12 protein-coding genes and 1 pseudogene are annotated in these 10,815 nt (G+C 70.2%); 4 read left to right on the top strand and 9 right to left on the bottom strand.

What is annotated here, in order from left to right:
- Nucleotides 1-206 (bottom strand): serpin family protein (locus tag LL648_RS28975; protein WP_232665926.1); only part of this gene is annotated, 206 nt, incomplete at its 3' end.
- 150 nt (nucleotides 207-356) lie between these two features.
- Nucleotides 357-734 (bottom strand): transposase, encoded by a 378-nt coding sequence (locus LL648_RS28970; RefSeq protein ID WP_232665925.1) that lies wholly within the window; start codon nucleotides 732-734, stop codon nucleotides 357-359.
- Nucleotides 735-1,644: 910 nt separating this feature from the next.
- Between LL648_RS28970 and LL648_RS45440 the strand changes: the two genes are divergently transcribed.
- Nucleotides 1,645-2,721, top strand: coding sequence for a sensor histidine kinase (locus tag LL648_RS45440; protein ID WP_232665924.1), 1,077 nt, complete (start codon nucleotides 1,645-1,647; stop codon nucleotides 2,719-2,721).
- On the top strand, nucleotides 2,718-3,413 hold the full coding sequence (locus LL648_RS28960; RefSeq protein ID WP_232665923.1) for a response regulator: 696 nt from the start codon (nucleotides 2,718-2,720) through the stop codon (nucleotides 3,411-3,413). Before LL648_RS45440 ends, LL648_RS28960 begins: the two co-directional genes overlap by 4 nt.
- On the opposite strand, the gene LL648_RS28955 is transcribed toward LL648_RS28960, so the two are convergent.
- Nucleotides 3,388-3,537 (bottom strand): hypothetical protein, encoded by a 150-nt coding sequence (locus LL648_RS28955; RefSeq protein WP_232665922.1) that lies wholly within the window; start codon nucleotides 3,535-3,537, stop codon nucleotides 3,388-3,390. The genes LL648_RS28960 and LL648_RS28955 overlap by 26 nt on opposite strands.
- A 17-nt stretch (nucleotides 3,538-3,554) precedes the next feature.
- A pseudogene (locus LL648_RS45835) lies at nucleotides 3,555-3,752 on the bottom strand (TetR family transcriptional regulator); the annotation flags it as partial.
- 771 nt (nucleotides 3,753-4,523) lie between these two features.
- Here LL648_RS45835 and LL648_RS28950 point away from each other — a divergent pair.
- Both LL648_RS28950 and LL648_RS28945 read left to right on the top strand, forming a co-directional pair.
- On the top strand, nucleotides 4,524-5,045 hold the full coding sequence (locus LL648_RS28950; RefSeq protein ID WP_232665921.1) for an SRPBCC family protein: 522 nt from the start codon (nucleotides 4,524-4,526) through the stop codon (nucleotides 5,043-5,045).
- Complete coding sequence (locus LL648_RS28945) at nucleotides 5,042-6,271, top strand: alpha/beta fold hydrolase (RefSeq protein ID WP_232665920.1); 1,230 nt, start codon at nucleotides 5,042-5,044, stop codon at nucleotides 6,269-6,271. Before LL648_RS28950 ends, LL648_RS28945 begins: the two co-directional genes overlap by 4 nt.
- A gap of 6 nt (nucleotides 6,272-6,277) precedes the next feature.
- Here LL648_RS28945 and LL648_RS28940 read toward each other — a convergent pair whose 3' ends face one another.
- The 5 genes from LL648_RS28940 to LL648_RS28920 all read right to left on the bottom strand — a co-directional run bounded on the left by LL648_RS28940 (nucleotide 6,278) and on the right by LL648_RS28920 (nucleotide 10,764).
- Nucleotides 6,278-7,180: a dihydrodipicolinate synthase family protein gene (locus LL648_RS28940; protein WP_232665919.1), complete on the bottom strand. Its 903-nt coding sequence runs from the start codon at nucleotides 7,178-7,180 to the stop codon at nucleotides 6,278-6,280.
- Between the two features lie 48 nt (nucleotides 7,181-7,228).
- Nucleotides 7,229-7,444, bottom strand: coding sequence for a DUF6458 family protein (locus LL648_RS28935; RefSeq protein ID WP_232665918.1), 216 nt, complete (start codon nucleotides 7,442-7,444; stop codon nucleotides 7,229-7,231).
- A 215-nt stretch (nucleotides 7,445-7,659) separates the two neighbouring features.
- Nucleotides 7,660-8,766 (bottom strand): amidohydrolase family protein, encoded by a 1,107-nt coding sequence (locus LL648_RS28930; protein ID WP_232665917.1) that lies wholly within the window; start codon nucleotides 8,764-8,766, stop codon nucleotides 7,660-7,662.
- A gap of 91 nt (nucleotides 8,767-8,857) precedes the next feature.
- On the bottom strand, nucleotides 8,858-10,309 hold the full coding sequence (locus LL648_RS28925) for an MFS transporter (protein ID WP_232665916.1): 1,452 nt from the start codon (nucleotides 10,307-10,309) through the stop codon (nucleotides 8,858-8,860).
- The gene (locus tag LL648_RS28920; RefSeq protein WP_232665915.1) at nucleotides 10,306-10,764 is read right to left on the bottom strand and encodes a MarR family winged helix-turn-helix transcriptional regulator; all 459 of its coding nucleotides are present in this window, start codon (nucleotides 10,762-10,764) and stop codon (nucleotides 10,306-10,308) included. The genes LL648_RS28925 and LL648_RS28920 overlap by 4 nt, the downstream gene beginning before the upstream one ends.
- Nucleotides 10,765-10,815: the final 51 nt, after the last annotated feature.

The following is a 10,815-nucleotide window of genomic DNA, read 5'->3' as shown; positions in this document are numbered from 1 at the left end:
GAGGCGGGCATGCCGAGCGCTTCGGTCACCTGCTGCGCGTCGGCTCCATTGATTGCCGGCGCCGCCATCGCGAGTACAAGCCATGCACCCAGTGGCGACGCGACGTGGTGCTGGTCGCCGACCGCGGCGTGGAACCGGCGCGCGTAGGCGGCGACGACCCCCGGCAGACGGGCAGTGCTCGATGTTTCCGGTGTCGTTTCTGTCATGGCGCCTCCGATGCCGATGCGATGCCGATGCCGATGCCGATGCCGATGCCGGGCAGCCGGGCGTCCCCCGAGGCTTCCGCTTTCGTGTTGCAGCTCGCTTGCAGCGCAGTCTCACGCGCTGTCGCGCGGCTTGGCGGGACTAGGAGCTGTTTAGGAAGTGGTGTGGGCCAGTCGGCGTAGCCAGATGTCGATCGCGGCGATGTGCACGCTGGCTTCGTAGCGGACCTGGAGTTTGTCGTAGCGGGTGGCGATCGCGCGGTAGTGCTTGAGCAGGTTGATTCCGCATTCCACGGCGTGGCGGTCGCGGTAGATCGTGGGGTCGAACTTCGGTGGGCGTCCGCCGTGGGAGCCGAGTTTCCGCCGGTTCGCGGCTTGGTCGTCCTTGATCGGGATGGTCGTGGCGATCCCGCGCCGGCGCAGGTAGGCGCGGTTGGCGCGTGAGGTGTAGGCCTTGTCGGCCAGCACGCGCAGCGGTGTGGTGCGTCGTCGGCCCGCACCGAGGCGGGGTACCCGGATCTGCTCGATCACCGGAATGAACTGGGGCTGTCACCACGGTGTCCTGCGGTGATCACCACCGCGAGGGGTTTGCGGCCCTGTTCGCAGGCCAGGTGCAGTTTCGTGGTCAGTCCGCCGCGGGAGCGCCCCAGTCCGTGATCGGCCGGCTCGCCACCAGGGTGGAGGGTGGGTGGTTCGACGTGGGCGTCGGGGCGGTGTCGCGCCCCGGCGGCGTGGTGGTGGGCGCGGTTGATGGTGGAGTCGACCGATACCTGCCAGGGCTTGTCAAGATTTCTGTGTAAGTCGATCTGTGGTTGGTTAGGTCAGGTAGGGGTCGGTCTACCGGGCCGTGTCATCGTGGGTGGGAGCACGTCGGGAAGCAATTGGGGAGCAGGGCGTCGTTCTCAACGGCCGTGTACTGACCTGAACGGTTCTGAACGGACACGCACCGACCTGCGGAAGTCATGTTTCCGCAGGTCAGCGCACTCTGCTTGGCATAGTTCACACCGAAGAGGTCACTGGTTCGATCCCAGTATCGCCCACAGCGTGTTTTGCCTGGTCAGGCGGCCTGTCGACGATCTTGTCGGCAGGCCGCTTTGTCCGTTTGGGGAGCACGTGGGGAGCACGGTCCGCTGACCCCATCTGCATACCGAAGAGGTCACGCCACATCGGCCGAATGACCTGGGGCTGTGTCCAACTCCTGCGCCACACCCTGCTCCCCGCTCTGCACCCACCGTTCCTGCAGGCCGGCAAGCATCCGGTCGCGCGCTGGGCGGCGCGTCAACGATGGTGGGCGCTGAGGCCACGAGGCTCGAGCATCGGCCGTGGCGTGTGCGCGCGGTGCGACTGCCCTGCGACAGGAACCGCCCGCTCGAAGTCGGCGCGCCCAGCTGCCAGGCCCCACACCGTCCTCCTTGCGGGGCTTCCGCCGCTGGCCGGCCTGGTGACGGTGCTCGATGCACGTGTGGACGGACCGGTATGGCTGCTCGTATGCCTGGTGGTCGGGCAGTCACTGGCGCTGGTTTGGTGCCGCCGGTTCCCGTTGACGGTGCTGGTCGTCGTTGCCGTGCTCGAGGCGGCACTGGTGATGGTCGACATGGAGCTGCTGGTCGGCTTCCTTGGCGCCGCATGCGGGCTTGGCGCCTGGGCGAACCGCCGTCAACAGCAGGCCGGTCTGGCCTTCGGGTTCGGCCTGATGGCACTCGTACTGTTCATGACCCTCGCCGGCGGCAACCAGCCGGGATATGCGGTGCCCGGGACAGCCGCCCTGACCGCGATGTTCGTCGGGTTCTGGATGCTGGGCCGGCTCAGCGCCCGCCATCTCGGCAGGATTGGCGAGCTGATGCGCTACTCGCGTCGGCTCGAGCAGGAACGCGCGTCTGCCGAGCGGCGTGCAGCCGAGCGCGAACGCGTCCTGCTCGCTCGGGAACTGCATGACATCCTGAACCACGCCGTCACCGTGATGGTGCTCGACGCTGATGTGACCTCGGAGACCGGCGACGAGGCCGAACTGCGTGCCGCGCTGCGACGGCTGGCGGAGACCGGCCGCACCTCGCTGGCCGAACTGCGGCGACTGCTCGGAGTGCTGCGCGCGGTTCCGGATTCCGCGGACTACGACCCCCTGGCGATCCTGCCGGGCCTGGACGACGTCGAAAGCCTGCTGACGTTCTTGCGGGACAGCGGACCGCGGGTCCGGCTCGAACGCTACGGCACCCCCGAGCGGATCGACGCCAGCGTCAGCCGGGCGGCCTACCGGGTCGTGCAGGAGTCGCTCACCAACGTGGGCAAGCATGCCGGAGCGGTCGACGTGACGGTCGCCTTAGTGCATACGCCCGAGGCGCTGACCGTACGGGTGTCCAACACACCTCCGATCCGCACGTGCGCATCAGGCGGCGGCGGCATGGGGCTGATCGGCATGCGCGAACGCGTGGAGCTGGTAGGCGGGACGCTGGCGACCGGACATCGCGCCGACGGCGGCTTCGAGGTCAACGCGAGCTTCCCAATGCGGGGCCGCACATGAGCGGCGATCCCCGGATCCGCGTCCTGATCTCCGATGACGAACGCCTGCTCCGGGAGGCGTTGACCAGGCTGGTCACGGTGGCATCGGACCTCGAGGTCGTGGGGACGGCGGCCAATGGTGCCGACGCCGTTGCGGCGAGCATCCGGCTCGGCCCGGACGTGGTCCTGATGGACATCCGCATGCCCGTGATGGATGGCATCGAGGCGACGCGCCGGATCGTCGCCGGTCCGCACAAGGCCTCCGGCAATCGGCCACGCGTCTTGATCCTCACGACGTACGACCTGGACAGCTACGTCTACGCCGCGCTGTCCAGCGGCGCGAGCGGATTCCTCCTCAAGGACGCACCGAGCGAACGCCTGCGCGACGGCATCCGGGTGGTCGCATCGGGCCACGCCGTACTGGCGCCCGAGGCGACAGCGAGGATGGTCGACGCCTTCGGCCCGGGCCGACCGACCGCACAGGACCGCCGCGTTCACGCGGCCGCGCGCCACCTCTCCCAGCGCGAGCGCGAGGTCTGCGACCTGGTGGGGGAGGGCCTGTCCAATGACGAGATCGCCCACCGCCTGCAAATCAGCAGGTACACGGTCAAGGCCCACGTGTCGAGTATCCTGGCGAAGCTGGGCGTGCCGGATCGCATACAGGTGGTCCTGGCCTGGTCCCGGCGGATCAGCCCGCCACGCGTTGAGCAATAGGCGCGTCGCTCCACGGTTCCGCGGCCAACACCGTCTCGATCCCGGCCCGCCACGCGGCGTAGCGGGTGCGGTGTTCGCGCGCGAGCGCCGGGTTGCCGACGGCAGCGCCCAGAATGCCGTCCACACCCGCCATTCCCGTCTCCGCTCGTCGTCGAGCGGGAGCGACTCGGCCAGAACCGCGCGCAGGTCGCCGGGCCCATGCGCGATGCGGCGGGCGATCCGGTCCCCGACGGCGGTGCTGGCCGCATCCAGCGCCGCGACCAGCAACTGGTCCTTGTCCGCGAAGTAGTGGCTCACCATCCCCGTCGTGCAGCCCGCCTCTGCCGCCACGTCGCGCATCGTCGCGCGCCGGCCAGCCCGAGCGGGCGATGACGGCGCAGGAGGCGAGCGCTAGCGTCCGCCGCCGCTCCTCGTGATCCACAACTCGCGGCATTGGCAGGAGTCTACCGGGCCGGCAGGTTGCAAAACAGTTGTTACGTAACCGCTATGCCTTGGGGGAAGCGCGTGACCTTGCGGGCATTTCAGAGCAACTCAACGCCACCCGGATCCTCCGATTCAAATCGCCGGATGGGGTGCGGCAGGAGCTCTGGGTAAAACCTGGCTGCGCACTACGCGATAATGCAGATTATCGCGGACGCCGCCCAGTCTGCCGAACTGGATCCCGACCGCATTTCCCATAAAGACACCGCACCCACCATCCGATCCGAAATCTGGATACCGGACTCTTTCCCCTCTCCGATCATGATGATCACTACCGGTGTCTCCTCCAGGGGGTCGCAGGCGAGGTCAATCCGCCCCGGCGCAACCGCTCCTATCTCCGGGTGATCAATCGGAAGATGGGCAACTTCCCCGTCAAGAGGCCCCACCATCGACAGCGTCACCGCTATAGCCGGCCACCGCACACCGCGATAACGATCACCCCCAACCATCCGGGACTGGCCGCATCCCACGACCAGCAAGATCAGCCTAAGTGACTGGCATTGCGGCTAACCCCAGGTTCGAAAAGGCTCAGTGGGCGCGACAGTGCCGACGCCCGGTGGTATGGCAGGGGCACTGCCAGGGTGGTCGAGTGGAGGATTCGTGAGTGACTGGACTTTGACTGTGGAGTGAGTGAAGCATTGTAACTTCCCTTGCGTAGCAGCTACCGGGCTGCCGCCGCTGTTCGACGATCCCCGCTGGTACGGCTCGTCGTACGGGCTGATCTTCCCCAACCTGTTCGTGCTCACCGGCGGCACCTACTGGGCGTCTGCAGAGATTCTCCCGACCGGCCCGGAGACGACGACGTTCGAGCTGCGCATGCGGGTGACCCCCGGCCACAGCGCAACGTTCCAGCTCGCGACGGTGCGCGGGCTGCTCGGGCAGTCGATCGCACGGGTCAAGGACGCCGCGATCGATGTTGCCGCGAGCGTTCGCGCAGGTGACCGCGACACCGCATCCCTGCTGGCTGCGGTGCGAAAGGGCAAGAAGCTCAGCGTCGCGGCGGAGGACGTCTTCTGCGCGGGGTCGGTGCAGCGTGGCCTGCACTCGCCGACGTTCTCGGTCGGTCCCATTGCCCACCGCTACGAGCGCGGCATACAGGACTTCCAGCGCAACGTGATGGCGTACGTCCCGCTCCACGGGCCGGCGGCATGATCCGGGTAGGTGTGCCAGGCGGCGAGGTCGCCGCCGTCGTGAGCGGAGACGGCTCCGCCACCCCAGCGGTGCTGCTGCACGGGCTCAACAGCGGGGCGAGCGTGTGGTCGCGGTTCGTCCCGCACCTGACCGGCCGACCGGTCGCGGCGCTCGACATGCGTGGCCACGGGGCGTCGACGCGGAGGGGCCCGCTCGGGTCTGCCCGCCAGGCCGCCGACGTGGTCGCAGTGCTCGACGCACTCGGCTGGGCGCATGCGCACGTCGTCGGCTCGTCGTTCGGTGGGGCAGTCGGGATCACACTCGCGGCGGCGTACCCCGCGAGGGTCGAGACGCTCAGCCTGGTCGGCAGTGCGCTCGCACCGGCTCCCGAACTGCGCGACCAGGCGCTCGGATTGCTCCGCGAGGTCGGCGTGCGCGCGTTCTTCGACGCCATCGGCCCGGAGTGGACGTTCGCGCCCGGTGCGGACCCCGCTTGGATCGCCGAGGCCGAGCGGCTTGCCGCAGACAACGACGTGGACGTGGTCGCCGAGCTGCTGACGGTCGGATTCACGGAGGACTTCCGGGCGGCCGCGGCGCGGGTGCTCTGCCCTGTGCTGGTCGCGCGCGGGCAGCACGACCGCACCTGCACGGCGGAAGTGGCCGGCGCGGTCGCCGCAGCGCTGCACGTCCGGCCGAGCAGGGCCACGAGCAGCTCCACCCCGTGCACGCCCATCGTGACGAGGGTGCCGCCACCTTCGGCCGGCGTGTCCTGCCAGCGGTTGTACCCGGTGGCCCGCATGCCGTCGTCGTGGCGGACCGTCGCGCGCACAGCCAGCACCTCGGTCGGCTCAACCGTCGCGCCGGCGAAGGACGGCGCGAAGCGCAGCACCGACGTGGAGGGCACGCGGTCGCCGATCGGGAGCCGGTCCAGCGCGTCGAGCTGCGCCCGCGTGGCCGCGGCGGGCTTGTTGACGAAGCACGGCGCGTCGGTCGCCAGCACGCGTTCCAGCGCGGCGGGCACCTGCGGGGTGGGCACCGTCAGCAACACCCCGTCGGGCCGGGTGGCCAGCAGGTCGTCGAGGCTCGCGTGGACCACCGCCGTCGGGTGCTCGTGGCGGAACCGGTCCAGGCGTTCCCGGTCCGGCTCCCACACCGCGAACTCGGCGTGCCGCGCCAGCGTCGTGGCGTCCGTGAAGGGATGGGTGGTGGCCAGCCCGGCCATCGCGATCCGCACGACGTCACAGTAGGACCGGCTATCGCGCCCACCGCAGAACCAGTGGATCGCGGCGGACGGCCAGTTCGACCAGGCTGGCCCTGGTCTGCGGCGACACCGGGGCCAGCGGCGCGCGCGTGCGCTCCGACCCGATGATCCCGCCCTCCGCCAGCAGGATCTTCTGCGCCCGCAGACCGCATTGCCGGTTCTCGAAGTGGATCAGCGGCAGCAGCGCCTCCCAAGCCGAGACCGCCGCCTCCCGGTCGCCGCCGCGGTAGCTGCGCACGATCCGCCCGAGCTCGGTCGGCACCAGCGCGCTGCACATCGTGCCCACCGCGCCGGCGTCGAGATCGGGGATCAGCGTCACGGACTCCTCGCCGTCGAACGGGGCCGCGAACCGGTCCCGCAGCGCCCGCAACTTCTCGGCCGCGAACGGCACCTCGATCTTCGCCGCCTGCACCTGCGGGACCCGCTCGACGAGCTCGACGAGCAGGTCCACCGGGAGCGGGGTCGTCGAGAGCGGCGCGTCCTGCACCATGATCGGGATGTCGATGGCGGCCGCCACCACGGCGAAGAACTCCAGCACCGAGGCCCGCGGGACGGCCATGGTGGCGCCGAGGAACGGCGGCATCACCATGACCATGGCGGCACCCGCATCCTGGGCGGCACGGCTGCGAGCCGCGCAGACCCGCGCACTGAAGTGGCTCGTCGTCATGATCACCGGGATCCGGCCGGCGACCTGCTCCAGCACGGTCGCGGCAACGGCGTCCCGCTCTGCGTCGGTGAGCGAGAACTGCTCGGAGAAGTTGGCGAGGGCGCACACCGCATCGACCTCGCTGTCGACGAGGTACTCGACCACCCGGCGCAGACCGGGCAGGTCGAGGCCCTCGTTGTTGTGGAAGATCGTCGGGACGACGGGGGCGACGCCCGTCAGGAGGTCCATGGGTCGGTCACACTACTGATCCAACCGGGACCAGCACGTGGCCTGCGGTCAGTAGCGGATGTCGCGGTGCGGCGGCAGCGACTCCTCGCGTACCACTGGCCGCGCCTGGCGCGCCATCGCCAGGCTCGCGATGAGCCCGATCACGCCGACCACGGTGAGGATCCACCCGATCAGGTTCAGGTCGATCCCACCCAGGTTCACGTTCACCGCCAGCGCCAATATCAGGCCCAAGGCGATCAGTCCGATGCTCGACCCGATTCTCATGCGTGTGGGTTACCCGTCCGGTCCCGCATTACTCGGACTCGTCGGGCCGCCCCGAACACTGGGCCGGACGGCCGTCTGCGCGGTCGGATGCCCGATCAGACGATCCGCCGACCGGCCGCCAGCACGGCCAGCGGACGCCGCAGGGCCGCCAGGTCGGCGAGCGGGTCGCCGTCGACGGCGAGCAGGTCGGCGTCGAACCCGGGTGCGACGCGGCCCTAGCGGTCGCCGAACCCGCACACCTGCGCGGCGGTGCTCGTGCCGGTGCGCAGCGCCGCAGCGGGAGTCATGCCCAGCCGCACGAGGTCCGCCAGGCCGTGCGGCAGCACACCGTGCGGCTTGACCGGCCCGATCCCGGCGTCGGTGCCGACCACGTACAGCGCTCCGCGCGCGACCAGCCGAGCGTGCGCGGAGATCATCGCGGGCAGGTGGCGCAGCATCGACGGCGGCGGGCCGGGCATGTCCGGACACGGCACCACGCCGAGGGTCCCGCTGACTGCGATCCGCCTGGCCACGATCGTCGCCACCAGCTCGTCCGTGGCGCGCACACCGTCGGCCGTCATGAACGAGCAGTGCTCGAGCCCGTCCACCCTGGCCGCGACGGCGGCCTCGATCGACGGCAGCCCGTGGGCGTGCGCCGTGACGGGCAGCCCGTGCCGATGCGCCTCGGCGACGAGCGCGGCGAGCTTGTCCGGTCCGAGCTGCTCGGTGAGCGCATCTGAGCCCGGGGTGAGGTTGCCACCGCTGGCCATCACCTTGATCACGTCGACGCCGCGGGCGGCGTGCTCGCGCACGGCGACCCGCACACCGTCGACTCCCTGCACGGTCGCCCCGCCGAGGAAGTGGCAGTGGCCGCCCGCCGACGTGATCGGTGGTCCGGCCGCCGCGATGGTCGGCAACGGGCCAGGCCGCTCCCGTAGTCGCAGCGCCAGGTAGTCGCGGTCACCCAGGTCGCGGACGGTCGTCACACCGGCGGCGAGCTGGATCGCGGCCGCGGCAGCCATAGCGTCGAGGACGGCGTCGTCGTCGCGGGCGGCGAGCGCACCGACCGCATCCGGGCCGGCGTCGAAGGCGAGGTGGACGTGGGCGTCGACGAGCCCGGGCATCAGGGTGGCACCGGGCAGGTCGACGGTCTCGGCGTCGGGTGGCGCCGCCGCGCGCGGCCCGAACTCGACCGACACGATGCGCCCGTCCGCCACCACGACCAGCGGATCGGGGACGGTCGTGTCGCCGAGCCCGTCGAACAGGCGGGCGGCCCGGATGGCGACGCGCCGGCGCTGCCGGTCGCGGCTCGTGGCGGGCGTGGTGCTCGTGGTTGCGGTCACGGGGAGAGTGCACGGCAGGACCGGCCGACCGTCATCGTGGGAACCACGGTGATGCAGTACTGAACTCGCAGTACTGAAACCTGCACCGCGGTCACAGCATCAGCAGCTCGTCCTCCTCCGAGCGGAGGTCCTGCGGCCGGGCGTTGACCAGCAACCACACTGCCAGCGCGGCGGCCAGGATGATCCCGATGGTCCAGCCCGCGGCCGTCGCGTTGCCGTGGATGGTCGCGCTCGCCACCGGGGCGCCGGGCGCGGCCGCCAGGTAGGCCGCTGCAGCCGAGGTGGAGACCGCGTTGGCGAAGGCGGTGCCCAGCGCCGCCCCCACCTGCTGGGTGGCGCCCACCGAGGCGGACACCGCGCCCGCGTCCTTCTCGGCGATCTTGCTGGTCGCGGTGTTGGTGGCGGGCGAGAGGGTGAGCCCGATGCCCAGCCCCAGCAACATCTCCGCGGGCAGGAGGCCCGCGACGAAGCTGGTGTCCGGGGTCATCCGGGTGAAGATGAACAGCGCACCCGCGGTGAGCAGCATGCCGGGCACGATCAGCACCCGTGCCGGCCGCCGGGGCAGCACTCTCGGCGCCAGGTAGACCGAGCCGACCAGCACCGACGCGACCAGCGGGAGGATGGCCAGCCCCGTGGTCAGCGGGGAGAACTGCATGATCGTCTGCATCTGATAGGTGGCGTACAAGCCGATGCTCAGTTGCGCGACGGTGATGAAGGTGACCGCGATGAGGGCGCCCGCCCGGTTCCGGTCGGCGAGCACCCGCAGCGGGATCAGCGGGTACGGGACCGTGGTCTGGAGCACCAGGAACGCGCCCAACAGCACCAGTCCGACCAGCACCATGACCACCGCGGTCGTGGTCCAGCCGTGCTCACCGCCCCATGAGAAGCCGTAGACGAAGGCGACCATGCCGAGGCAGCTGGTCAGCGCGCCCGCGATGTCCAGCCGGCCCTCCTTGTGGCCGGCCAGTACGGGCAGCACCAGCACGACGCCGATACCGGCGATAACGGCGATCGGCACGTTGACGTACATGCACCACCGCCAGCTCAGCGTCTCGGTCAGCACCCCGCCGAGCAACAGCCCCAACGCGACCCCGCCACCGGCCACCCCGGAGAACACGCCGAAGGCCTTGGCGCGCTCCTTCGGATCGCCCGTGAAGGTGGTCGTGATGATCGACAACCCGGCTGGGGAGAGCAGCGCCGCGAATACGCCCTGCGCGGCGCGCGCGGCGATCAACACCGGACCGCTGGAGGTCGCACCGCCGACCGCGGAGGCGATCGCGAACCCGATCAGCCCGATCAGCAGTGCGTTGCGGCGTCCCATGCGGTCGGCGATCCGGCCGCCGATGAGCAGCAAGCTGCCGAAGGCCAGCGCGTAGGCGGTGATCAGCCACTGCCGGTCGGCGTCGGAGAGCCCGACGTCTGCCTGCATCGATGGCATCGCGACCAGCACGATCGTCCCGTCGATCATCACCATCAGCACGGCGAGCGCCACGAAGCCCAGGATCCACCAGCGCTTCGGGTTGTTCGCGAGCTCGGACGTCATCTCCCCTGCTGCCCTTCCCGATCCGCGGGCGCGTCCTTCAGGACCGCACGCAACAGCTCGCCGAAGGTGGCCAGATCCTGCGCGGAGAGCGGGGCGAACAGCTCGCCGCCCAGCTCGATGTTGGCCTGGTGGATCCGCTCGACCAGCTCCGTTCCCCGGTCGGTGAGCGAGATCAGCATGGCGCGCCGGTCGTCGGGATCAGGGGTGCGACGCACCAGTTCGCGCCGCTCCAGCCCGTCCACGACCGACGTGATCGATCGCGGGACCACCCCCATCGATTCGGCGAGGGTCTTCATGTGCACCGCAGTGCGCTCGTCGCCGAGCTGCAGCAGGGTCCGCGCCTGGGCGTACGGCACCTGGTGGGCCGCGAAGATCTCGCCGGTCTGGCGCATGAACCTGTCGACGACCTGCGCCAACAGCCCGTACAACTCCGCGACGTCCGGAACGCTGCTCATCCCGCCCCCTCGATATATGGAATAGTTCTCATAGTGAGTACTACTCACAAT

This window comes from Pseudonocardia sp. TRM90224, from assembly GCF_021245725.1.
Classification (GTDB): Bacteria; Actinomycetota; Actinomycetes; order Mycobacteriales; family Pseudonocardiaceae; genus Pseudonocardia.
This window is presented reverse-complemented; position numbering and strand designations above follow the sequence as displayed.

Excerpts from the sequence above, each read along its gene's own strand:
- LL648_RS28960 (WP_232665923.1), top strand. The coding sequence starts at position 2,718 with ATGAGCGGCGATCCCCGGATCCGCGTCCTGATCTCCGATGACGAACGC.
- LL648_RS28945 (WP_232665920.1), top strand. The coding sequence starts at position 5,042 with ATGATCCGGGTAGGTGTGCCAGGCGGCGAGGTCGCCGCCGTCGTGAGC.
- LL648_RS28940 (WP_232665919.1), bottom strand. The coding sequence starts at position 7,180 with ATGGACCTCCTGACGGGCGTCGCCCCCGTCGTCCCGACGATCTTCCAC.
- LL648_RS28935 (WP_232665918.1), bottom strand. The coding sequence starts at position 7,444 with ATGAGAATCGGGTCGAGCATCGGACTGATCGCCTTGGGCCTGATATTG.
- LL648_RS28925 (WP_232665916.1), bottom strand. The coding sequence starts at position 10,309 with ATGACGTCCGAGCTCGCGAACAACCCGAAGCGCTGGTGGATCCTGGGC.
- LL648_RS28920 (WP_232665915.1), bottom strand. The coding sequence starts at position 10,764 with ATGAGCAGCGTTCCGGACGTCGCGGAGTTGTACGGGCTGTTGGCGCAG.